This window comes from Pilosibacter rotomagensis, assembly GCF_045062245.2.
Taxonomy (GTDB): domain Bacteria; phylum Bacillota; class Clostridia; order Lachnospirales; family Lachnospiraceae; genus Pilosibacter.
Genome location: NZ_CM170323.1, coordinates 511,372 through 536,426 on the forward strand (window position 1 = coordinate 511,372; position 25,055 = coordinate 536,426).

Genomic DNA, 25,055 nt, shown 5'->3' on the forward strand with positions numbered 1-25,055 from the left:
ATCAGAAATATGATCGGACAGGAAACGAATAAAAACAGGAGGAACCATGGCTGAAGTTTTTGCAAATCCGCTCGCGGAGCTGGCGGAGTATACCGATATGAAACAGGATATGGATAAAGGAAAAGGTCCGATCCAGGTCAGCGGCGTGACGGATTCCCAGAAAGTTCATGTCATGCATGAACTCTCGAAGGAACATCCGTGGCGCCTTGTCGTGACGTACGATGACAACCGGGCGAAGGAAATCTATGATGATTTCAGCTATTTTGAGCCGAATACCTGGCTGTACCCGGCGAGAGACCTTCTGTTTTACAGCTCTGATATCCACGGAAATCTCCTGACAAGACAGCGGATGCAGGTGTTTAAACATCTTTTGGAGGACGAAGGCGGCGTTGTCGTGACGACCGTGGACGGTCTCATGGATCATCTTCTGCCGCTTTCCATGATCAGGGAGAGCTGCCTGAACATCATGGCGGGACAGACGCTCGATATCGAGGAGATCAAGACACAGCTCACGAACATGGGCTATGAGCGCATGGGACAGGTCGATGGAATGGGGCAGTTTTCGGTCCGCGGCGGAATTCTTGATGTCTTTCCGCTCACGGAGGAGGTTCCGGTCCGGATCGAACTCTGGGGAGACGAGGTGGACTCGATCCGCTCCTTTGACGCCGAGAGCCAGCGCTCGATCCAGCAGATGGACGAGGTCACGATCTATCCGGCAGCAGAACTGATCCTCACGAAGGAACATATCGAGGACGGGATCCTGCGCCTGGAAGCGGAGGGAAAGAAGCAGGAAAAGACCTTCCGCGACCAGAAAAAGCCGGAGGAGGCGACGCGGATCAGGCGGGCTGTCGGGGAGCTTGTGGAATCCTTAAAAGAGGGCTTTGATGTCCAGACGCTGGATGCGTATATCAGGTATTTCTGTAAAGATACGGTTTCATTTCTTGACTATATGAAAGAAGTCGGCGCTAAGGTCACTTTGGTGTCTTCTGCGACAGAAACAGGAAAACAGGCGGAAGTGGGAGTTATTGAAACTGAAGCTGAAGAGGCAGGAAAGAAGACAGTAGAATCAGGCGGGAACGTAGATCAGAGTGATACTGGGACAGCTGGGACGAAGACATCAGGAAAGAAAACGGCAAGGGCGGCCGGAAAAACAGCCGAAAAGAAACAAGCATCTGGTCTCGCATTGATTTTAGATGAACCCCAGCGCATGAAAGAAAAAGCGGAGACCGTGGAGACCGAGTTCCGGGAGAGCATGTCCCATCGCCTGGAACAGGGCTATATCCTGCCGGGGCAGGCGGACCTCCTGTTTTCCTCGAAAACGATCCTGGCGGACGCGCACACGCCGCACACGATCTTCATGACAGGACTCGACCAGAGACTCCCCGGCATGACTCCGAAGGCGAAGTACAGCCTGACCGGAAAGAACTTAAATTCCTACCAGAACAGCTTCGAGATCCTGATCAAGGACCTGACGAGATGGAAGAAGGACGGATATCGCGTTGTCCTCCTCTCCGCGTCAAGGACCAGAGCGAGCCGCCTCGCAGGAGATTTAAGGGAGTATGACCTGCGGGCATTCTGTCCGGAAGACCCGGGACAGCCGGTCGCTCCGGGGGAGATCATGGTTACCTACGGAAAACTCCATAAGGGCTTTGAGTACCCGCTGATCAAGTTCGTCGTCATCACTGAGGGCGACATGTTCGGCGTGGAAAAGCGGAAGAAAAAGCGAAAAAAATATAATTACGAAGGAAAGAAGATCAGCAGCTTCTCCGAACTCTCTGTCGGCGACTACGTGGTGCATGAGAGTCATGGTCTCGGCATCTATAAGGGAATCGAGAAGATCGAGCAGGACCATGTCATCAAAGACTACATCAAGGTCGAGTACGGGGATGGCGGAAACCTCTATCTCCCGGCGACCCGTCTGGAGGGGATCCAGAAGTATGCGGGGGCTGACGCGAAGGTTCCGAAGTTAAACAAGCTCGGCGGGACCGAGTGGACGAAGACGAAGACGAAGGTCCGCACGGCAGTCCGCGAGATCGCGAAGGAGCTCGTGCAGCTCTATGCGGCGAGACAGGATGCGGAAGGATTCCAGTACGGGCCGGATACGGTGTGGCAGAAGGAATTCGAGGAGATGTTCCCCTATGATGAGACGGACGATCAGCTCACTGCGATCGACGATACGAAGCGGGACATGGAGAGCAAGAAGATCATGGACCGCCTGATCTGCGGGGATGTGGGATACGGAAAGACGGAGATCGCACTCCGCGCGGCGTTCAAGGCGGTGCAGGAAGGAAAACAGGTCGTGTACCTGGTCCCGACAACGATCCTGGCGCAGCAGATCTACAATACGTTCGTCCAGAGAATGAAGGATTTCCCGGTCCGCGTGGACATGATGTCGCGGTTCCGGACGCCCGGAGAGATGAAAAAGACGATCGAAGGTCTGAAAAAAGGATATGTGGACATCGTGGTCGGCACGCACCGGGTGCTTTCCAAGGATGTGCAGTTCAAGAGTCTGGGACTTCTGATCGTCGATGAGGAGCAGCGGTTCGGCGTGACACACAAGGAGAAGATCAAGCAGATGAAGCAGAACGTGGATGTTCTGACTCTGACGGCGACGCCGATCCCGAGAACGCTGCACATGAGTCTCATCGGGATCCGCGATATGAGTGTTCTCGAGGAGCCGCCGGTGGACCGTGTGCCGATCCAGACGTACGTCATGGAGTACAACGACGAGATGATCCGCGAGGCGATCCACAGGGAGCTCGGCCGCGGCGGTCAGGTGTACTATGTATACAATCGCGTCAACAACATCGACGAGGTGGCAAACCATGTGGCGTCGCTCGTTCCGGAGGCAAATGTGGCATTCGCTCATGGTCAGATGAATGAGCACCAGCTCGAGAAGATCATGCTGGATTTCATCAACGGTGATATCGATGTGCTCGTCTCCACGACGATCATCGAGACGGGACTCGATATCCCGAATGCCAACACGATGATCATTCAGGATGCGGACCGGCTGGGCCTCTCCCAGCTTTACCAGATCCGCGGGCGGATCGGGCGTTCGAACCGGACATCCTATGCGTTCCTCATGTACAAGCGCGATAAGATGCTGAAGGAGGACGCGGAAAAGCGTCTCCAGGCGATCCGCGAGTTTACAGAGCTCGGCTCCGGCATCAAGATCGCGATGCGGGACCTTGAGATCCGCGGTGCGGGAAACATCCTCGGTGCGGAGCAGCACGGACACATGGAGGCGGTCGGATACGACCTCTACTGCAAGATGCTCAATGAGGCAGTCATCGCTCTGAAGGGCGGACAGGAGGAAGAGGAGACGTTTGAGACGGTCGTGGACTGCGATATCGACGCGTTTATTCCGGACGGATACATCAAGAACGAGTATCTGAAACTGGATGTGTATAAGAGAATTTCTGCCATCGAGACGGACGACGAGTACATGGATATGCAGGATGAGCTGATCGACCGCTTTGGCGATATTCCGAAATCTGTGGATAACCTGCTGCGTGTAGCGGAATTAAAAGCCCTGGCCCACCGCGCCTACGTGACCGAGGTGGACATCAACACCCAGGAGATCCGCATTGAACTTTACCCGAAGGCAAAGCTCGATGTCACAAAGATCCCGGCGCTGATCGCAGAGTACAAGACCGCGCTCCGCTTCGCCCAGGGCGGCGAGAAACCGGTCCTGTTCTACCAGGAAAAAGGAAAGAAGAACAAGAACTGCGAGCCGATGATCGAGAAGGCGAAGGAGATTCTTGGGAAGCTTGGGGAGCTGGCAGAGAGCAGAAAATAAAAGCATATGGTAAAAATAGCGCATTAAATATAATGCGCTATTTTTATAGGTAAATGCTCTTCATGTTGCTGGACTGGTTGGTGTATAATATAAATGTAAGTGAACATTATGATAAGTGTTATTGAAAAGAGGTGTTTCGAGAGAAGTAAAAAAGATGCAAAGAATAAACGACAACATATTGACAGCATGGTATGAAGTGGATTCTGGTAGATACATTGACACGAAACATAACATCTGATATATTTTACATTATAAATAATGTTATATTTTGGAGAAGCGACATGAAAAATTTGATTAAAAAAATCAGGTTTTATTTGAACATGAGTCAGACCGAGTTCGCAGAGTATATGAATGTGTCTTTTGCAACCGTGAACCGTTGGGAAAACGGCCGGGCTGTTCCTAATAAACTGGCACAGATGAGATTGCATGAGCTGTGTAAGGCACGGGCAGTTCCGGTTTATGATATGACGTTGGAGAAAATTGCGGAAGCGGCAAAAAAAATAGAAGCTGTTCACGGAAAGGTGCTGCTTTATCATGGATCGAAATCCGGCATAGAAGGAGTTATTGAGCCGAAGAGCCGGAAACAGTGTGATTTTGGCAGAGGCTTTTATATGGGAACAGATCCAGGTCAGGCGTTGACACTGATTTGTGACTATGAAAAATCAAAATTTTATATCGTTTCTGTCGATGTGAATGAGCTTAAATTGCTGAATGTACCAGCAGATATTGAGTGGGCAATGCTTGTAGCATATAACAGGGGAAGAATGGAGAGCATAAAGGATACTGAATTTTATAACAAGTATCGAAATATGGCAGCCGGAAAAGATCTGCTTATTGGAAGCATTGCAAATGACAGGATGTTTTATGTGATTGATAATTTCTTTATTGGAAATATCACAGATGCAGCATTGGTGCACAGTCTTTCTGCATTGCAATTGGGAAGTCAGTACGTTGCGGTGTCACAAAGAGGATGTGATGCAATCCATATTGAAGCGGAAATAGAGCTTTCCTATTTGGAGAGAGCATTTATTAAGGAGGTTGCAGAGGAAAATCGTGCACGGGGAGTTTCTCTTGCAAACGGTATCTGTAAGAATTATCGCCGTGAGGGACTATTTTTTGATGAAATCCTGGATAACGCCAAAGCCGGAGGAAAACAATGAATGAGATAGCTTTAAAACTCTGTGACATACAGGGAAGACTTTTTGAACTGTCAGCTGATCATAATTACAGTAGTATGGAATTTATTAAATTGTTCATGAATTCTGAGACGGCAAAAGCATTGGATTCTGAGTATAATCGTATGCAATGGGCAGGAGAAGAGTATCTTTTAGATGAGGTCATCGGAAATTCCAAGACAGAGAGTTTAGTTGGCGGAGAAGTATATTCAAAAGATGTTCTGTATTGGATCGGTTATATTTACCGTTATTGGCATTATTACAGCGGTGAGGACAGTAGAAAGATATATAAACAAGCGCCGGTCGAAGTTATGAAACGAAATTACATGATGTTTCATACGATGGATCCGGTTCTTGCGATTGAGAATCTGAAGGAAATTTATAATCAGAAAAGATAAAAGAAATACGTGAACAGCGAGCCAAAGTCCGCGCTTGCGCGGGACCTTGGCGACTGTCGCGATAACAAGGGGAAACTCGCAAAGCGTGTTTTCACTTGTTATGTGAGCAATAGTCAAAGCCTGTGTTTGCATGAGAGCTTGACGCTGACGGGAATCAACGGCATTTGGTTGGAAAAACTTATTTCTGACACCCCAGGATTTCTTCCGCCCGCTTCACAGACTCTGCCGTCGGTGGATCCACATCTTTCAAGGTGTACGGGATGCCGAGTGACTCCCATTTGTAGATCCCGAGCGTATGGTACGGGAGAACTTCCACCTTTTTCACGTTGGACAGTGTGTCTAAAAACGCGCGGATACCGCGAAGGTTTTCTTCATCGTCGGTCACGCCCGGGACGAGGACGTGGCGGACCCACGTGGGTTTGCCAATCTCGTTTAAGTATCTGGCGAAGTCCAGGATATTCTCGTTTGTGTGGCCGGTGAGCGCGCGGTGTTTTTCCGGATCGATGTGTTTTAAATCGAGCATCACAAGGTCCGTGTTCTCCATGAGAGACGAAAGTTTTGAGAAAAATGGTTCTGTTCTTGTAAACGGCTGTCCCGCGGTGTCAAGCACCGTGCCGACGCCGTTTTCTTTTGCCAGGCGGAAAAGCTCCGTCATGAAATCCAGCTGCAATAGCGGTTCACCGCCGCTGACCGTGATGCCGCCCTCTTTGCCCCAGTAGCGCTTGTAGCGGAGCGCCTGCTTTAAAAGGGCGGACGGGGTGCTCTCTTTGTAATTGCAGCCGGAAGAGACGGAGTCAGGGCGGGTTTCTGACGCAGCGGAATTGTTCCCATGGGCAGCTTCTGAGGTCTGCGGACAGGCCGCAGCAGGATTCCCTGCCAGCTTCCATGTATCCGGATTATGACAATACCGGCACCGCATATGGCAGCCCTGAAGAAAAGTCACAAAGCGGACGCCGGGTCCGTCTACGGAACCAAAACTGTCGATGGAGTGAATGTAGCCTGTTGTTTCCATATAAAAGTTTCCCTTCTCCCGGAATCTGCCGGGGATAAAAATAAAGATAAAATGAGCAGTGCGGTGCAAAAGTGCAAACATTAAAACCCTAATGCCAAGCCAGAAAAAACCTTCATAATTTAGACTCAGCCGGGAACAAACAACATTCCCGGCTGATTTTTAAATGGATAAATTTACATTGCCTCGTGGCAGGTTCTTGCGATGACATCCAGCTGCTGCTCTCTTGTCAGATCAATAAATTTAACCGCATACCCGGAAACACGGATCGTGAAGTTCGCATACTCCGGTTTCTCCGGATGTTCCATCGCGTCTTTCAGCTTGTCGAGACCAAACACGTTCACGTTGAGATGATGAGCGCCCTGGTCAAAGTATCCGTCGAGAACATGAACCAGGTTGTTCTTTCTCTCGTCCTCGGAATGGCCGAGTGCACCAGGAGCGATCGTCTCGGTGTTGGAGATTCCGTCGAGTGCGTACTCATACGGAAGCTTTGCGACGGAGTTTAAGGAAGCGAGAAGACCATTCTGCTCCGCACCGTAGGACGGGGTAGCGCCCGGGGCAAACGGAGTGAACGCTGCACGTCCGTCCGGGAGAGCGCCTGTCGCCTTACCGTAAACCACGTTGGAAGTGATCGTAAGGATGGAAGTTGTCGCCTCGGAATTCCGGTAGGTATGGTACTTTTTCACTTTCTTTAAGAAAGTCTTTAACAGCCAAACTGCGATATCGTCGGCGCGGTCATCATCATTTCCGTAGCGCGGGAAGTCGCCCTCTGTGATGAAACTGGATGCCATGCCGTTCTCGTCGCGGACAACCTTGACCTTTGCGTACTTGATCGCGGAGAGGGAATCCACCACGTGGGAGAAACCTGCGATACCGGTCGCGAAGGTGCGGCGCACGTCGGTGTCGATGAGAGCCATCTCGGCTGCCTCGTAGTAATATTTATCGTGCATGTACTGGATCAGGTTCAGGATATTCACATAGATTCCTGCGAGCCAGTCCATCATGAGATCATATTTGTGCATGACCTCGTTGTAGTCGAGATACTCGGAGGTGATCGGCGCATACTCCGGACCAACCTGCATCGGTTTTCCATCCTTTGTCATGTACTTCTCGTCCTTACCGCCGTTGATTGCGTAGAGCAGGCACTTTGCAAGGTTTGCACGGGCGCCGAAGAACTGCATCTCTTTACCGGTCTGGGTAGCGGATACGCAGCAGCAGATGCTGTAGTCGTCGCCCCATACCGGACGCATCACGTCATCGTTCTCGTACTGGATGGAGGAAGTATCCACGGAGATCTTCGCCGCGTACTTCTTAAAGTTCTCCGGAAGACGGGAAGAGTAGAGCACGGTCAGGTTCGGCTCCGGGGACGGTCCCATGTTCTCTAATGTGTGGAGGAAACGGAAGTCTGTCTTTGTGACCATGTGGCGTCCATCCTGTCCGAGACCTGCAACCTCAAGAGTCGCCCAAACCGGGTCACCGGAGAAGAGCTGGTTGTAGGACGGGATTCTCGCGAACTTCACCATACGGAATTTCATGGTCATATGGTCGATCAGTTCCTGAGCCTGGGACTCGGTGAGAGTTCCCTCTTCCAGATCACGGTTTACATAAATATCAATAAAGGTGGAGATACGTCCAACGCTCATCGCAGCGCCGTTCTGGGTCTTGACTGCTGCGAGGTAGCCGAAGTACAGCCACTGGATTGCCTCTTTTGCGTTTGTCGCCGGGCCGGAGATATCGTAGCCGTAGATCTTTGCCATCTCCTTCATGCCCTTTAACGCGCGGATCTGCTCTGCGATCTCTTCTCTCTGGCGGATGATCTCATCGTACATCGCACCGTTTCCGCAGAGCTCCAGGTCTTTTTTCTTCTCCTCGATCAGGAAATCGATTCCGTAGAGAGCCACACGGCGGTAGTCGCCGACAATTCTTCCACGGCCGTAAGTGTCCGGAAGACCGGTCACGATATGGCAGTGGCGGGCAGCTTTCATCTCCGGAGTGTAGGCGTCAAAGACAGCCTGGTTGTGTGTCTTATGGTATTCGGTGAAGATTTTGTGGAATTTCTCGTTTACTTTATATCCGTAAGTCTCAGCGGCTTCCTCCGCCATCTTGATCCCGCCGTAAGGCATGAATGCACGCTTTAACGGCTTGTCCGTCTGGAGGCCGACGATGGTCTCGAGCTCTTTTAAGCTCTCGTCGATGTAGCCAGGACCGTAGGAAGTCAGGCTGGATACGACCTCAGTCTCGCACTCTAAAACGCCGCCTTTTTTGCGCTCCTCTTTCTGGAGTTCCTGAAGACGACCCCAGAGCTTATCGGTCGCCTCGGTCGGAGCGGAGAGGAAATCCTCGTTTCCGTCATACTGGGTATAGTTATTCTGGATGAATTCGCGGACATTGACCTCATCGGTCCATTTTGCACCCTGGAATCCTCTCCAGGCTTTTTTGAAAAGGTCAGCAGTACCGTTCGGGGTATTCTGTTCAGACATGATGGTTCCTCCTTATATGTTTCAATCTCATGTGCTGCGGAAATCCTGTGGTTGTCAGAAATTCCGGTTTCCCGGTCCGAAAAAGCAGGCGATCGTTCACCAGTACATTTTGTCGAATCGGATAAATCTTGAAATCTTCCGTTGTGAAGAAATGCTTTGCCATTATAACAGAGGGAAAAAAGAAAAACAATAGATTATATGAGAATGATTATCAAAATCATTTTCATAAGAAATTTTCTCATTACCTTGTATTTTTTAAAATACACGTGACTGTTCAGTACCTTCACATTTACAGGAACCTCCCCCGGAGCTTCCCTTCGGATACATGGCAGGTTACGAGCAAAAATCCATTCCAGATCGGCTTCGTCGATGGGATTTTTACCTTCAAGTCTGTGTTTTATGAGGCGGCGAGATCACTTTGGAAAATTTCGCTGTTACAGAATCACAGCGCGGTGCGAGAGACGTCGATAGACTGAAAAAGGGTAAAAAAATAACCCACAGTCTGCGCTATGATCGCCCAGACGGTCGGCTTTCTTCGATCATACTTCACGTGGTTCACCACTTATCCGTCAGTCATATGATCGGTATGACATATATATACCAGATGTTGTGGTATGTGTCAAGTGGGAAATAATGGTCAGACCAGATGTGGGGAAAGAGAATGCAGTACTTTTTTGGCAGACTTCAGCCGAAAAGCGTGAAGAGCGTCGCTTCATACCGGTTGACGGAATCATGCCCGGCGGGGTACAATAACCTTAATATGACTTTGGGGGAAACAGGGGGGAACGAGGATGTTAAAGGTACTGATCGCGGATGATGAGAGCAAGGTCTGCCAGCTGATCGAAAAGCTGGTGGACTGGGATGCTCTTGATATGGAGGTCGGAGCGGTCGCGGAGAACGGGATCGATGCGCTGGAAAAGATAAAGGAAGTTCATCCGGATATCGTGATCACGGACATCCGGATGCCGGGATATGATGGGCTGGACCTGATCCGGCTCGGAAAAGAGGAAGCTCCGAATGCGGAGTTTGTGATCATCAGCGGCTACCGCCATTTTGAGTATGCGCAGATGGCGATCCGGTACGGGGTGAATGCGTATCTCTTAAAGCCGATAAAAAAGGACGAGCTGACGGAGACATTAAAACGCCTCAGCACCCGTTTCCGGGCGCAGACGGAACAGCTGAGCCAGGAGGAGAAGACCAGACTGGCGATCAGGAGCGACGAGAAGAACCTGAGACAGGCCTTTTTACAGGATCTTGTGGGGAGAAGAAATAAGGAGACCCTGTCGCAGCCGCTTTTGGAGATCAACCGGGAATTTCACTATCGTTTTGAGCCGGGGGAATTCTGCATCGCCATCTTAAAACTGGATGGGCGTGTCTGCGATGAGGAGCAGAATGTCCAGTTTATGGCGGAGAAAGTCCAGTCTGCGGCGGAAAGATTTTTAAAAGACTATGTCATGGAGACAGAGAATACGGAGCTCAACGGATTCCATTTCTTTCTGCTGAACTATGACGCAGAGGACCGGATGCAGATCCGGAGACAGATGAAAGCCCTGCTCTCGGAGATCCGGGTCCAGGGGGACATTTTAAAGAACCTGTCGGTGACGCTGGCGCTCGGCGAGGGCGTGGGAAGTCTCCCGGAGATCGGCAGTTCCTTAAAAAATGCCAGACTCCTCATCGAGGAGCGGCTGCTCGCAGGAACGGGAAAGCTGATGGAAGGAAAGATCGAAAGCGGGGAGTCCTTCGCGGACAGTGAGATCTTCGCGAAATTTAATGATCGGATCGCCCACACGCTCGAGAGTCTGGACTCTTTTGCAGTGCGGGAAGAACTGCTCTATCTGAAGACGAAAATGCTGGCGGAGAAGGAGATCAGCGGTCATGAGATCCTTCAGATGACGAAGGAGATCTGCAACCAGTACCTGTTTTTTATGAAAAAGTACCGCCTTCCGGTGGAAGAGAACTTTATGGAGAACTTCAGCGTCAGTGCCGACAACTGTGCAGATGCGGCGGAGCTTTTCGATTATCTGACGAGACGGATCACGACCTCCTACGAGAAGGCGGCGAGATTAAAGAGACAGGACGAAAACCGTCCGATCCGCGTGGTGAAAAAGTATGTGGAAGAACATTTTGGAGAGCCGCTGACGCTGGAAGAACTCAGTCGGGTTGTGGATCTCTCCCCGACGTACCTCAGCACGATCTTTAAGAAGGATACGGGGATGACGTTTCTGGAATACCTCTCGAAGGTTCGCATGGACATGGCAAAAAAGCTCTTAAAGGAGACAAATGACACGGTGGCCGATATATGCGGGAAGGTCGGCTACAGCGATGTGCGGTATTTCACGAAGACCTTTACAAAATATGCGGGCTTAAAGCCCAAGGAATACAGAAAGCTGTACTCATGATGGAGAAGAAACATACCGATGAGAAAAATTACCTGTCCGTTCGGATTAAATGGTGCGCACTTCTCGCAGCCGGGCTGGTCGGGACATTCCTCGTGAGAATGTGGGTGGTGTGCATCCGGGAAATGCAGTCCCTGATGGTCCCGGCTGTATTTACGGCGCTTTCCGCTGCTCTGGCGGTGATCGTTTACCGGACGGTGCTGATCCCATACCGGGAGACTCGGAAGATCTATGAGCAGTTTGTCATGGGCTATGTCATGGAGGACCTTTTTAAGGTCCGCTATCCGTTTTCACCGGAGAGTGAGCAGGCAGTCCTGCGCCTGAACGAGATCATCGACCGGAACAACCTGATCGCGATCTCGAAGAAACAGGCGGAGTATCTGGCGCTTCAGAACCAGATCAATCCCCATTTCCTCTACAACACGCTGGAGGGGATCCGGAGTGAGGCGCTGATCGCGGGGCTGGACAGCATCGCGGAGATGACGGAGGCGCTGGCGACCTTCTTCCGCTACACGATCTCAAACCTGGAAAATCTCGTGACGCTGGAGGACGAACTTGCCAATATCGAGAATTATTACTATATTCAACAGTTTCGATTCGGTTCTAAACTGGACCTGAAGATCCAGTATGACCGGGATCCGGACGACGATTTCACGGAGATGGATTTTCTGCAGTGCAAACTTCCGAAGCTGACACTGCAGCCGATCGTGGAAAATTCCATCTACCACGGGATCGAGCGAAAGATCGGAAAAGGTCATCTTGTGATCCGGATCAGTGCGAGTGAGGAACGGCTCTACATCAGGATTTCCGATGATGGGCGCGGAATGACGGACGAAAAACTGAAGGAACTGAATGAAAAACTGCGCCGTCTTGATGTGGAGACAGATGTCCCGGAAAAAGAGGAGGAGAAGAAGCCGGCCCGCGGCGGGATCGCGGTGGTGAACGTGAACAGGCGGATCAAGCTCCTCTTCGGCGAGGAGTACGGAATCCATGTCTACAGCAAAGAGGGGATCGGAACTGATGTCATAGTGGAGCTTCCGCTGGTGCGCGACGGGGATCGTCAGGGAGGATGGCGATGAGAAAAGAACTTCTTCGGATATCGCATGTTGATCTTGAACGGGACGGAGAGCTGCTCCTGGATGATCTGGAATTCCAGATGTTTGCCGGGGAGATCGTTGGCCTGGTGGCGCGGAACCGGAAAGGCCAGAAAGAGATGGTGGATCTGATCTGCCGGAACGATCCGATCAGCCTGGGATCCGTGTGGTATGACGGAAACGTTGTAAATAGCTACGCCTACAGCAGTGGGGCGTCCAATAAGGTGGCGCTCATCGAACAGAAGAGCCATCTCGTGCAGGGCTTAAGCGTTGTGGACAACCTTTTTATCCTGCGGGAAGGTTTCCGGAAATATTTTATCAATGAGCAGGTGATCTTCAGCCAGGCGGTCCGCTTTTTTGAGGAAAAAGGGCTGAAAGTGGACCTGGAAAAGAGAGTGGAGAACCTGACAGAGCTTGAGAGATGCTTTGTGGAACTCGGAAAGGCGCTGCTTTCGGGCTGTCATCTCATTATCGTGGATAACCCGGCGAACTATCTGAGCCAGTATGAGCTCTTCGAGTTCCAGCAGATGTTAAAGAAGATCCGGAAAGAGGGGATCTCCGTGCTCTATGTGGGAAACCACCACCAGGAGCTCTTTAAGATCGCGGACCGGACCGCACTTTTTTCGGACGGTCACATCTACAAGGTCTTTGAGCGGGATGAGATGACGGACGAAAAGATGGCACCGTACATCTCAGAATGGAAGATCATGTCCACGGAGAATGATCAGGATGCCGAGGATGACGGGATCCTGCACTTTCACACCGTGGGAGTCGGAAATTTAAATGGTCTTCGCTTCATCCTGCACCGCGGTGAGTGTATGACGATCCTCGACAAGGAAAATAAGATCGCAGGGGACATGATGGATCTGATGACCGGAAAAAAGCGGTGCAGATCAGGATGGATCACGGTGGACCATGTGACCTACACACAGAAAAAAGCGGCGGATTATCTCGATGAGGGGATCGCCGTGATCCCGGCGGACGGGGTGAACCGGCTGCTGTTTCTGGATGAGAGCTACATGGAGAACCTGACATTTCTCCTGGACCGGAAACTCAGAAAAAGCCTGATCCCGCGGAAAATCTACAGGAGTATCCATTCAGAATATCTGTCGCTCGTGGGACCGGTGATCGATGCGCCCTGTGTGCGCGACATTCCGCAGGAAGACCAGTTTGCCCTGCTCTATCATAAGATGAATCTTCTGCGCCCGCGGATCATGGTCTGCATCCAGCCGCTCGCAAAGGGCGACATGTTCTGCCGGATGAGGATCTTAAATGTGCTGCGCCAGATCCAGAAACAGGGGACGGCGATACTCATGATCACCGCGAGTATCTCCGATACGCTGGATATCTCGGACCGCCTGCTCGTCGTGGAGCAGGGGAAGGTGGCGGCAGTGTATGAGAAGAGTGAGTTTAAGAGAATTGTGAGGTAGGATTGGAGCTGCCCCGTCCTGTTGTATACATCAAAATATTGTCCCCCATAACCGTAGGATTGTCCTCTGTTATGGGGGACATTTTTCATGTAAGATGGAACTAACAGGGGAGGTCTATATGAACGAGTACATAGGAATCGATATCGGCGGGACGAAAACAGCCATCGTTCGTGGAGACGAGAACGGAACAATCCTTGAAAAGAAGCGATTCGCAACGACAACGAAGGAAGAAACTCTGGAAATGATCTTTCAGAGCGTTGCGGATCTGAAAACAGATCAGACGAAAGCAATCGGCGTCAGCTGCGGCGGGCCGTTAAACAGCAGGACGGGCGTGATCCTGGGACCTCCGAATCTTCCGGGATGGGACGAAGTTCCGATCACGGATATGCTGACGGAGCGGTTCGGACTTCCGGCATATTTAAGAAATGATGCGGATGCCTGTGCCGTGGCGGAATGGCAGTTCGGAGCCGGAAAAGGCGCGGAGAACATGATCTTTCTTACCTTCGGAACCGGGATCGGCGCGGGGCTGATCTTAAACGGAAAGCTTTACGAAGGAACATGCGGGATGGCCGGGGAGATCGGTCATGTACGGCTTTTTGAGGATGGACACGTTGGCTACGGAAAGTCCGGCTCGTACGAAGGATATGTGAGCGGCGGCGGGATCGCCCAGTACGGAAAAGGAACCGCGGCGGAGCTAGGAAAAAGGGCGGAAGAAGGAGATCCGGAGGCGCAAAAGATCTGGGCGCAGACAGGAGAACATCTTGGAAGCATGCTGGCGATCCTGATCGACCTTTTAAATCCGGAGGTGATCGTCATCGGAAGTATTTTCGTCCGGGCGGAGAAGTATCTGAGAGCTTCCATGGAAGAAAAGATCCGGAAAGAGGCACTGAAATCTGGCGCAGAGATCTGCCGGATCGTTCCGGCGGGACTCGGGGAATCGATCGGAGATATCGCGGCACTCTGTGTCGCTATGCATCCGTAAAAGGATGTGCAGGACACATTTTCGCACACATAAAAAATGAACCGGGAGACCGGATCAAAATAGAACTGGAAAGCGGGGGAGAAGATGGGCGAAGTAATTGTTTCAATGAAAGACATCGTCAAGACATTCCCGGGTGTCAAAGCCCTGGATCATGTAAATTTCGAACTCCGGTCGGGAGAGGTCATGGCGCTTCTCGGGGAGAACGGAGCAGGAAAATCTACACTGATGAAGATCTTAAGCGGTGTTTATACAAAAGACAGCGGAACGATGACCATATTCGGAACGGAATATGACAATCTGACACCGAAGCAGGCACAGGACGTCGGCGTTGCGATCATCCACCAGGAGTTAAACATGTGCCGCCACTTATCGGTTGCGGAAAACATGTTCCTCGGAAGAGAGAAGGTCAACGGGATCGTCTTAAATGACCGGGAGATGGAGGCAGAGGCGGCAAAGATCCTCGGAGATCTGAAGATCGACATCGACCCGAGACAGACCGTCGGCGATCTTCCGGTATCCAAACAGCAGATGGTCGAGATCGCGAAGGCACTTTCGATCCACGCGAAGATCCTGATCATGGATGAGCCGACTTCTTCCCTGACAGCGAAAGAGATCGAGGAGCTCTTCCGGATCATCCGCCAGTTAAAGGCAGACGGCTGCGGAATCGTCTATATCTCCCACCGCCTGGAGGAGCTGAAGGCTATCGTGGACCGGGTAACGATCATGCGTGACGGTCAGTATATCACAGATGGAAATTTCGCGGATATGACGATGGATCAGATCATCGCGAATATGGTCGGCCGTGAGATCAAAGAACAGTTCCCGAGAGTCTCCTGCCCGAAAGGAAAGAAGATCTTCGAGGTGAAAAACTTAAATGCCGGACATCTCGTCCGCGACATCAATTTCTCCCTCTATGAGGGCGAGATCGTCGGATTCGCGGGACTGATGGGAGCGGGACGTACCGAGACAACGAGAGCGATCTTCGGAGTTGACCCGAAGACCAGCGGGGAGATCTGGCTGGACGGAAAAGAAGTGAAAATCACCTGTCCGATGGACGCGATCAAAGCGGGGATCGTACTGGCGCCGGAGGACCGGAAAAAAGACGGTCTCTGCACGAAACTCAGCATCCGTCATAACCTGGCACTCCCGAACCTGGACCTCATCTGCAGCAAGCTCGGCGTGATCAGCAGTAAAAAGGAGGACGACCTCTGCGAGAAGGCGGTGAAGGACCTCCTGATCAAGACCCCGACGGTGGAGGTCAACGCGGGCAATCTTTCCGGAGGAAACCAGCAGAAAGTGGTTGTTGGAAAGTGGCTGGCGAGAAATTCCAGAGTCGTGATCTTCGATGAGCCGACACGAGGCATCGATGTAGGAGCGAAGGTCGAGATCTACAACCTGATGAACCAGTTAAAGAAGCAGGGCATTGCCGTTATGTTCGTCTCCTCAGAGATGCCGGAAGTCCTGGGGATCGCGGACCGCGTCATCGTCATGTGCGACGGAAAGATCACCGGCGAAGTCATGGCGAAGGAGACAAGCCAGAATGAGGTTCTGAAGTTCGCTACCGAATTTGAGAAGAAACAACAGGTTAGCTGAGGGAGGACAGGGGAATGAATGAAAAGAAGCACAGTACAGTAAAGCGGATCCTGGGGACACGCGGAATGGGCGCGGTCATCACGGCATTCGCGGGACTGATCATCATCTATGTAGCATTCGGTCTCATCGACCGTAAAGTATTTGCCGGACAGAACGTCATGAACCTTCTGCGTTCCATGTCAAAGTACCTTCTGATCGGCGTCGGACAGAGCTATCTTCTGATCACCGGAAACATCGATCTCTCGATCGGTTCCATGGTCGGAATGAGCGCCATGATCTCGGCAACCCTGATGGCGATGGGCGTCAATCCGTTCGTTGCGATGGCGGTTGCGATGGCGTGCTGCCTGGTTACCGGAGTGATCAACGGAATGTTAGTCGGAAAGTTCAAGCTTCCGCCGTTCATCGCGACACTCGGAACCATGTTCGTGACACGAGGCGTTGCCTACATGGTCAACAACAACCGAAACACGGACGCGATCGCGACCGGTATCGGAAAAGAGGCTGGCGATAAGTTCCAGAACTTCTTCTACTATGGAAAGACACTCGGTGTTTACAACACCTTCTGGATCGCGCTTGTGATCTTTCTGATCTTCTTCTTCCTGCTTTCCAAGACCCGCACAGGAAGACATATCTACGCGATCGGTTCCAACGTGGACGCTGCGAAATTATCCGGTGTCAATGTTGTAAATACAACAATTAAAGCGTACCTGGTCAGCGCTGTCTGCGCATGTGTCGTTGGTTACATCCTCTGCGCACAGGCCGGTATGGGCAACATGGAAGCAGGAAACATGTACGAGATGTACGGCGTTGCAGCCGGCGTTATCGGCGGCATCTCCCCGCTCGGCGGGACAGGACTTCTGCTCGGAACCTTTGCCGGTGCGGCTGTATGGCAGACACTGGAGAATGGTCTGAACATGATCGGTGCACAGGTCGGCATCCAGAGACTTGTCATCGGTATCATCGTTGTATTCTCTGTACTTCTTGATGTTGTCGTTCGTTCCGGAAACTTCGGAAAGAAAGCATCCAAATAAGACAGAAAAAAAACTGTTTTGTGTCTGCGGCATTTTGCAGCAACAGTCGGTCCGCGGTCCTGCATGAGAATAAGCAGGATGCTGGTCCGGAAATATCGTTACATGGATATCTAACTCCCATGGTATACGGGGGTTACATATAAGAAATCTTAAGGAGGATTTTTATGAAAAAGAGATTGTTCGCACTGTTAAGCTGTGCAGCCCTTGCGGCAGCCAGCATCACCGGCTGTTCCAGCCAGAAACCGGCAGAATCCGCAGCAGCCAGCGCGGAAGCCACAGAGACTACAGGAGCTCCGTCCAAGGAGGTCGGCGACTGGAAGATCGCGCTGATCACGATGGACTCCATCGACCAGCACTGGGTAACCTTAAATGAGGGCGCTCAGGAAGCTGCAAAGGAACTTGGAGTAACCGTAAGTTTCATGTCCCCGAACACAAAGGACGATGCACAGCAGATCGAGTGCGTGAACAACGCAGTTGCAGGCGGTTACCAGGCGATCATCGTAGCGGCAAACGGTCCGGATGCGATCTCTTCCTCCCTGAAGGAAGCGAAGGACGCAGGTGTTAAGATCGTTTATGTTGACTCTCCGGCAAACGTGGAGGCAGAGGCAACCTTCTCTACCGATAACGAGGCAGCTGGTGAGACAGCCGGTAAAGAGATGCTCAAAGCTCTTGAAGAGTCCGGCATCACATCCGGTAAGATCGGTATCGTAAATGTAAACGCAGCAACAGACTCCACAGTCAAGAGAGAAGCCGGATTCCGTAAGGCATTCGAAGGAAAAGGCTTTGAGCTCATGGAGACCCAGTACGGCGAAGGCGATGCAGCGAAGTCCCAGACGATCGCTGAGAACTACATCACACAGGGCGTTGTCGGCATCTTCGGCTGTAACGAAGGTTCCACGACCGGTACCGGTAATGCGATCAAGGCATCCGGCAAGACTGATATCATCGGAGTCGGTTTCGATAAATCCGATGCGATCATGAACCTCATCAACGATGGATATCTCCTCTGCACAATGGCTCAGAACCCGGATCTCATGGGGAAAGACGGTGTTGATGCAGCAGTCAGAGCTCTTCAGGGTGAGACACTCGGCGGCTTAACAACAGACACAGGCGTTTCTGTCATCAAAGCAGACAATGCGGAAGATGCAGCCGGCACAACAGATGTGACAGCAACAAAAGACTGGAAAATCGCACTGATCACAATGGACTCCATCGACCAGCACTGGGTAACCTTAAATGAGGGCGCTCAGGCAGAGGCAAAGGCACTCGGCGTTACCGTAAGCTTCATGTCCCCGAACACAAAGGACGATGCACAGCAGATCGAGTGCGTGAACAACGCAGTTGCAGGCGGCTATGAGGCGATCATCGTAGCGGCAAACGGCCCGGACGCGATCTCTTCCGCATTAAAGGAAGCCGCTTCCACAGGCGTGAAGATCGTGTATGTTGACTCTCCGGCAAACGTAGAGGCAGAGGCAACCTTCTCCACAGACAACGAGGCAGCTGGTAAGACAGCAGGCGATGAGATGATCAAGGCTCTCGAGGCAGCAGGCATCACATCCGGTAAGATCGGTATCGTAAACGTAAACGCAGCAACAGACTCCACCGTTAAGAGAGAAGCAGGCTTCCGCTCTGCATTCGAAGGAAAGGGCTATGAGCTTATGGAAACTCAGTACGGCGAAGGTGATGCAGCGAAGTCCCAGACCATTGCTGAAAACTACATCACACAGGGCGTTGTCGGCATCTTCGGCTGCAACGAAGGTTCCACGACTGGTACCGGTAATGCGATCAAGGCATCCGGAAAGACAGATATCGTAGGCGTTGGCTTCGATAAATCCGATGCGATCATGAACCTCATCAATGACGGATATCTCCTCTGCACAATGGCTCAGAACCCTGATATTATGGGTAAAGAGGGCGTAAAGGCAGCTGTCAGAGCGTTAGAGGGCGAAGAGCTCGGCGGCGCTGTCAGCGATACAGGCGTATCTGTTCTGAAGAAGAATTAAGATCAGTGGTAACTGTGAAGGTACTGAACAGTTACGATCAGTGAAAATAAACTGGAACTAACTGAAAAAATGAATTAAAATAATGGCAGTTGGAAAGAAAACGGCTGCTGGACATGCAGGATCAGGGAACGCCGGGCCGAAAGGATCGGCGTTCCCTGCATATCAAGGACAGGAGGAATTTTTCATGAAACGCAGTGAGATCAACGCAGCTTTAAAAGAAATGGAACAGATGATTAGGGAGTATCGCTTCGCGATCCCGCCATTCTGCAATTTCACACCGGAAGAGTGGAAGGAAAAAGGCCATGATTACGATGAGATCCGCGACAACATGTTAGGATGGGATATCACGGACTACGGTCTCGGGGACTTCGATAAGGTCGGATTTTCCCTGATCACGATCCGCAACGGCAACCTGAAGATGAAGGACAAATACACAAAGACATATGCGGAAAAACTCCTGTACATCAAAGAGGGACAGTACTCCCCGATGCACTTCCACTGGTCAAAGATGGAGGACATCATCAACCGCGGCGGCGGAAATGTCCTGATCCGTGTATATAATTCGACAAAGGATGAGGACCTTGACAAGGTGAACGATGTCCATGTCCATGTGGATGGCAGAGAGATGGTCGTTCCGGCCGGCACCCAGGTGCGCCTGACTCCTGGCGAGAGCATCTCCATCTACCCGTACATGTACCATGATTTCGAGGTGGAAGAGGGCAGCGGCCCGGTTCTCTTAGGCGAGGTCAGCCAGTGCAACGATGACAACGTGGACAACCGCTTCTACGAGAAAATGGGAAGATTCCCGAAGATCGAGGAGGATGAGGCGCCGTACCGCCTGCTCTGCAACGAGTATCCGGAGGCAAAATAGATGGCGGATCAGAGAACACTGATGGCGGTCTGCGGGAACATGGAGCAGATCGCCGGAATCCGCCGGATCGAATTTCAGGACGGGCGGGCGTCGGGACTCCGCTGTGCGCTTGTGGAAAATGGGCCGGTGGAGATGCCGTTAATGCTAGATAAATGCCTGGACCCGGCGTGGATCCGGTATAAAGGGATCAATTTAAGTCTTCTCACAAAACCGGGACTTCAGGGGCGGAATCCCTACGATACGGCGGGGGATGAGGCGGTGCGCTCGATCATGGGCGGTGCGATGTTTACCTGCGGTCTCGGGAACGTCCACGGAAACCGCGTGGTGGACGGTGTGGAATATCCGACGCATGGGAGAATGCGGACGACTCCGGCCGAGAAGGTGTCCATGGACGCATTCTGGGAGAACGGAACGTATAAGATCCGGGTGTCCGGGGAGATGCGGGAGGCGCGGATCTTCGGAGAAAATCTCGTGCTGAGGAGAACAGTGGAGATGGTTTACGGAAAGCGGGAGATCGTGTTCACGGACGAGATCGAGAACCAGGGATTTGAGGAGCAGCCACTCTGTTTTCTCTATCACTGCAATGCCGGATATCCGTTTCTTGTGCCGGGGCTGCGGATCGTGATGCCGTCGATCATGACCGGACCGCGCGACGCGGCTGCAGAGGCAGGAAAAAGCCGCTGGAACGTCATGGATGAGCCGGAACCGGGAGCTCCGGAGCAGGTATTCCAGCATGAGCTGGCGGCAGATCAGAACGGAAATACGTTCGCGGCTTTCGTGAACGAGGAGCTTCAGATCGGGCTCTGCATCCGGTTTGAAAAGTCAGCGATCCCCTACCTGACCCAGTGGAAGAGCACGGCGGCCGGGGATTTTGCGATGGCGCTGGAGCCGACAAACTGCGGATTTGACGGACGGGCCGGAAAGACGCAGATCTTAAAACCATTTGAAAAACATGAGAACCGGATCCGGTTCCAGATCCTGGACGGAAAAGACGAGATAAAACGACTGGAAGATGAGTGCAGGGAGGTATTGAAATGTACGATGTGATCGCTCTTGGTGAGCTTCTGATCGATTTTGCGGCGAAGGAGACGGATGCGGACGGATATCCGACGATGAAGGCGAATCCGGGCGGAGCGCCGGGAAATTTCCTTGCGGCATTGAATAAATATGGGGCGAAGACGGCATTTCTCGGAAAAGTCGGGGATGATGCGTTCGGAAAGCTCCTCTTAAAGACATTTGAAAAAGCTGGGATCGAGACGAAGGGAATCGTGACCGATCCGTCGGTGTTTACGACGCTGGCGTTTGTGACCTTCTCTCCGGAGGGAGACCGGTCCTTCAGCTTTGCGAGAAAGCCGGGAGCGGATACGCGACTGAGCTTTGAGGAGATCGACCTGAACATGATCGATGAGTCGTCGGTCTTCCATTTCGGAACCTTAAGTCTCACGGATGATCCGGTGCGCAAGGCAACGAAAAAGTGCGTGGAATATGCGAAGGAACACGGAAAACTTATTACCTTCGATCCGAACCTCCGTCTTCCGCTCTGGGAGACGCCGGATGCGGCAAAGGAGCAGATCTTATGGGGACTCGCCCATGCCGATGTGGTGAAGATCAGTGATGAGGAAGTGGAGTTCTTATGGGGCATCACGGATGAGAAAGAGGCGGCGAAGAAGCTACTTGATGAGTTCGGGATCCGTCTCGCGATGGTCACGATGGGACCGAAAGGGGCATACCTGGCGAACCAGGATGGCGCGGCGTACGCAAAGTGCCCGGAGGTAAAACCGATCGATACGACAGGAGCCGGGGATATCTTTGGAGGAAGTGCGGTTTCAAGACTCTTAAAGACCGGGAAAGCGCCGGAAAAACTGACGGAAGAAGAACTTGCCTTTATCGGTCAGTTCGCCTGCACGGCGGCGAGTCTTTCAACAACGCAGTCGGGCGGGATCCCGAGTATTCCGGAGGAAGAGGATGTTCTGGATTACTTTTCAAAGGTAGGAATTTTCTGAACTGAAAATCCCGTTACAGGGCACGGACACGGAGTGCCCGTGTGCTGTAACAGTTTTGGAGAGAATGCAGGCTTAAATGGAAAGCCGCATCTATGTGACGAAGCTGGTATTTAGAGCAGTTCTGGCTGGATAGGAATCCGGAACTGCCGGGATACCGGCTTTGTTGCTTTTGGGGAATTGTTTGGGAAATGCGCCCAGAAAGACCATGTTTAGGTGGAAGGTGATTCCCGGGATTTCCGACATCATTGAAATTGTCGGAATTTTGCTGGAAGAGATCACCAACTCACTGCTTCCGGTATTTGTTTGGCGTGCATCCAACGATCTTTTTAAAGCAGCTTGTAAAATAACTCTGTGAGGAAAAGCCGGTATTCTGGGCGATCTCAGCAATTGCGAGACTGGGATCTGCCAGGAATTCCCGGCTTTTTGCGATCCTGTATTCCAGGAGATACTGAAAGGTCGTCATGCCGGTCATGCGCTTAAAAAAGCGCTCACATTCCTCCGGGCAGAGACCGATGGATGCGGCGATCTCGGACAGGGTGAGCTTTTCTGAAAAGTGTGCATGGAGAAATTCCATGGTCTTAGTGAGCCGCTCGTTTGAGGTACTGTTTCCGGGCGTGTCCGGCATCACGGAACATCTGGCAAGTTTTAGAATGTCCGGCCAGGCAGAGAGAATCTCTCCATGGAGCAGGAGTTCCCAGCCATCGAAATGTTCGCCCTCTGAGATGTTCACGATCCGTCTTACGGTCCTGGTGAGGCGGACACCGGCAGGATGGCTGGCGTCAAAGAGAAAGGCCGGAGGCAGATTTCCGGATAAAAATGGGGCAATAACAGCCTGATAGAGAGCCTGATTGTCTTCCACGGCAATCAGGCTGGGAAGAAAATCAACACAATAGTAGGCAGAATCCGGTTCGACAGGTTCTACAAAATGAGCGGACCGGCTGTTGATAAAAAATCCATTTCCTTTGCTGACAAAATAAGACTTTCCGGCAGTCTGAAAACGAATTTTGCCTTTTGTGATAATACAGAGCTGGAAATCCTCATGCCAGTGCCAGCGCACAGTGGGATAATTCCGGTCTGAAAAATCGGTCATATAGACAGAGACTGGAAGCAGATCTGAAATCCGGATCGTATCTTCTTCCTGATTTTCTTTTATAGACAGTCTATTTCGGATCATAGGGAAAACCTCACGTTATAAAAAACGAGAATCTCAATATATTGATAAAATATATGGATATTTTGATATACAGAACCATTTAAACCCGATATACTGAAAAAGTCAAGTGAATCATATAATCGGTGAATGTGTGAAGAGTTACGATTGTGCCATGTGGAATTTTCAGAACAAAAATTACTGTTGATGAAAAGTAATATTACAACTAAAAAATTGGGAGGAACTTATGACAGAAACAAAGGAAAAGAACAGGCAGAAGCTGGGAATTTTCTGCTGTATTGCCGGTGGAGTCGGCTGGGGACTTTCGGGGACATGCGGGGAGGCGTTGTTTTCCCAGTATCCGATCGATACGTCCTGGGTGACGGCTGTGCGGATGACTGTGGCGGGAACGTTACTGTTACTCTTTGCGCTTGCGAAGCACAGTCTGGATTTTAAAGCGCTTGGAAAAGATAAAAAGGGGATCATGGAGATCGTTCTGTTCGCTCTGGCGGGACTTGCACTCTGTCAGTACGCGTACCTCAGTGCCATCAAATGGACAAACTCCGGAACGGCGACGGTGATCCAGAATCTCTCCATCGTATTTATCGCAGTTTATGTCTGCCTGACGACAAGAACGAAACCGGATAAGAAGACGGTATTCTGTATTCTGCTTGCACTCATCGGTGTCTGGCTCCTCGCGACAGGAGGAAAACCAGGAAATATGGAGCTGACACCGAGAGGACTCTTCTGGGGACTGATGGCGGGCATCGGCGCGGCGAGTTACTCGCTGCTTTCCAGAGCTCCGGTGGGACGTTTTGGAAGTATTCCGGTGACCGGACTTGGGATGTTGATCGGGGGAGTCGTGCTCTGTGGAATTGCCCAGGTATGGAAGGTTCCGGCTGGACTTGATGGGCGTGCGGTCCTCTATCTTGCGGTCATTGTTTTGGTCGGTACGGTCGGGGCGTTTACTTTATTTTTACAGGGAATTGCCCTGGTGGGACCGGTGAAGGCGGCGCTCTTTGCGTGTCTGGAGCCGCTGACAGCGGCAACGTTGTCGGTCGTCTGGCTGCATGCCAGTTTTACGGCGGCGGATCTGGTTGGGTTTGCGTGTATTCTGGCGACGGTGGTGTTGATGAGATAGGATATGTAGAATCAATGTACTCCTGCCCGGAAGCTCTCCGCTGGGGAATGGAAATGTGCTTTCCGGCAGGGAGGTCCTTTACATGATTTTTGCCATATTTTTACTTTACAATTCCCATAGAAAAATGTTATACTGCTGTGGGCGGAAATGGTATCCGCACACAGCAGTTTTTATGAAATTTAACGGAGGTGAATTGCATGGATAGTTGCGATAGTACAGGGCGAAGTACGAAATGCGGTGTAACATACAGACAGACGCAGAATGCGGCTATCGGTTTGCTTTTCACGGGTAGGAATTTTCTGAACTGAAAATTCCGTATGATCCGTTTTCCGGTAACTGTTCAGCAGATCCGCGCAGTGGATACGCAGACCTGCTGAATGGTTACAGATCCCGAAAGCTGGATTCCATATTGTTATGTCTTTTGAAACACCGCATGGGAACAGCCTGTCCATCACAGCGATGACGGTTGAACCCCGCCGGGGATGTCCCCCCGGGCG

Annotated in this window: 17 protein-coding genes and 1 riboswitch; of the genes, 14 read left to right on the plus strand and 3 right to left on the minus strand. The window is 51.5% G+C overall.

Annotation, left to right across the window (positions count from 1 at the left end):
- Window positions 1-46 precede the first annotated feature (46 nt).
- From mfd to ACI3EW_RS02295, 3 genes are all read left to right on the plus strand, one after another.
- Entirely contained in the window at window positions 47-3,802 is a 3,756-nt protein-coding gene (gene mfd / locus ACI3EW_RS02285; RefSeq protein ID WP_405579122.1) for a transcription-repair coupling factor, read from the plus strand.
- A gap of 281 nt (window positions 3,803-4,083) precedes the next feature.
- On the plus strand, window positions 4,084-4,962 hold the full coding sequence (locus tag ACI3EW_RS02290) for a DUF3990 domain-containing protein (RefSeq protein ID WP_405579125.1): 879 nt from the start codon (window positions 4,084-4,086) through the stop codon (window positions 4,960-4,962).
- Window positions 4,959-5,375, plus strand: a complete 417-nt coding sequence (locus ACI3EW_RS02295) for a hypothetical protein (RefSeq protein WP_118530214.1) — start codon at window positions 4,959-4,961, stop codon at window positions 5,373-5,375. The genes ACI3EW_RS02290 and ACI3EW_RS02295 overlap by 4 nt, the downstream gene beginning before the upstream one ends.
- A 178-nt stretch (window positions 5,376-5,553) precedes the next feature.
- On the opposite strand, the gene ACI3EW_RS02300 is transcribed toward ACI3EW_RS02295, so the two are convergent.
- Together ACI3EW_RS02300 and pflB are read right to left on the minus strand one after the other, a co-directional pair.
- Window positions 5,554-6,387 (minus strand): radical SAM protein, encoded by an 834-nt coding sequence (locus ACI3EW_RS02300; protein ID WP_329752158.1) that lies wholly within the window; start codon window positions 6,385-6,387, stop codon window positions 5,554-5,556.
- Between the two features lie 173 nt (window positions 6,388-6,560).
- On the minus strand, window positions 6,561-8,864 hold the full coding sequence (pflB, locus tag ACI3EW_RS02305; RefSeq protein WP_405579129.1) for a formate C-acetyltransferase: 2,304 nt from the start codon (window positions 8,862-8,864) through the stop codon (window positions 6,561-6,563).
- 508 nt (window positions 8,865-9,372) lie between these two features.
- Window positions 9,373-9,451: riboswitch (ZMP/ZTP riboswitch) on the minus strand.
- Between the two features lie 204 nt (window positions 9,452-9,655).
- Here pflB and ACI3EW_RS02310 point away from each other — a divergent pair.
- The 10 genes from ACI3EW_RS02310 to ACI3EW_RS02355 all read left to right on the plus strand — a co-directional run bounded on the left by ACI3EW_RS02310 (window position 9,656) and on the right by ACI3EW_RS02355 (window position 22,267).
- Window positions 9,656-11,263: a response regulator transcription factor gene (locus ACI3EW_RS02310; protein ID WP_405579132.1), complete on the plus strand. Its 1,608-nt coding sequence runs from the start codon at window positions 9,656-9,658 to the stop codon at window positions 11,261-11,263.
- Window positions 11,260-12,339 (plus strand): sensor histidine kinase, encoded by a 1,080-nt coding sequence (locus tag ACI3EW_RS02315; protein ID WP_405579135.1) that lies wholly within the window; start codon window positions 11,260-11,262, stop codon window positions 12,337-12,339. The genes ACI3EW_RS02310 and ACI3EW_RS02315 overlap by 4 nt, the downstream gene beginning before the upstream one ends.
- Window positions 12,336-13,784 carry an ATP-binding cassette domain-containing protein gene (locus tag ACI3EW_RS02320; RefSeq protein ID WP_405579138.1) on the plus strand — a complete coding sequence of 483 codons (1,449 nt, stop codon included), beginning with the start codon at window positions 12,336-12,338 and terminating at the stop codon, window positions 13,782-13,784. Before ACI3EW_RS02315 ends, ACI3EW_RS02320 begins: the two co-directional genes overlap by 4 nt.
- A gap of 118 nt (window positions 13,785-13,902) precedes the next feature.
- Window positions 13,903-14,766, plus strand: coding sequence for an ROK family protein (locus ACI3EW_RS02325; RefSeq protein WP_405579141.1), 864 nt, complete (start codon window positions 13,903-13,905; stop codon window positions 14,764-14,766).
- Window positions 14,767-14,850: 84 nt separating this feature from the next.
- Entirely contained in the window at window positions 14,851-16,359 is a 1,509-nt protein-coding gene (locus ACI3EW_RS02330; RefSeq protein ID WP_329752164.1) for a sugar ABC transporter ATP-binding protein, read from the plus strand.
- A 14-nt stretch (window positions 16,360-16,373) separates the two neighbouring features.
- Complete coding sequence (locus ACI3EW_RS02335; RefSeq protein ID WP_142411936.1) at window positions 16,374-17,390, plus strand: ABC transporter permease; 1,017 nt, start codon at window positions 16,374-16,376, stop codon at window positions 17,388-17,390.
- Between the two features lie 164 nt (window positions 17,391-17,554).
- Window positions 17,555-19,393, plus strand: a complete 1,839-nt coding sequence (locus tag ACI3EW_RS02340; protein WP_405579146.1) for a substrate-binding domain-containing protein — start codon at window positions 17,555-17,557, stop codon at window positions 19,391-19,393.
- Window positions 19,394-19,577: 184 nt separating this feature from the next.
- Window positions 19,578-20,264: a D-lyxose/D-mannose family sugar isomerase gene (locus tag ACI3EW_RS02345; protein ID WP_118530200.1), complete on the plus strand. Its 687-nt coding sequence runs from the start codon at window positions 19,578-19,580 to the stop codon at window positions 20,262-20,264.
- A complete protein-coding gene (locus tag ACI3EW_RS02350) occupies window positions 20,265-21,311 on the plus strand; it encodes an aldose 1-epimerase family protein (protein ID WP_405579149.1) in 1,047 nt (348 codons plus the stop codon).
- Window positions 21,299-22,267 (plus strand): carbohydrate kinase family protein, encoded by a 969-nt coding sequence (locus ACI3EW_RS02355; protein WP_118530195.1) that lies wholly within the window; start codon window positions 21,299-21,301, stop codon window positions 22,265-22,267. Before ACI3EW_RS02350 ends, ACI3EW_RS02355 begins: the two co-directional genes overlap by 13 nt.
- Window positions 22,268-22,550: 283 nt before the next feature.
- Here ACI3EW_RS02355 and ACI3EW_RS02360 read toward each other — a convergent pair whose 3' ends face one another.
- Complete coding sequence (locus ACI3EW_RS02360; RefSeq protein WP_405579152.1) at window positions 22,551-23,441, minus strand: AraC family transcriptional regulator; 891 nt, start codon at window positions 23,439-23,441, stop codon at window positions 22,551-22,553.
- Window positions 23,442-23,664: 223 nt separating this feature from the next.
- On the opposite strand from ACI3EW_RS02360, the gene ACI3EW_RS02365 reads away from it, so the two are divergent.
- Window positions 23,665-24,558: a DMT family transporter gene (locus ACI3EW_RS02365; protein ID WP_405579155.1), complete on the plus strand. Its 894-nt coding sequence runs from the start codon at window positions 23,665-23,667 to the stop codon at window positions 24,556-24,558.
- Window positions 24,559-25,055: the final 497 nt, after the last annotated feature.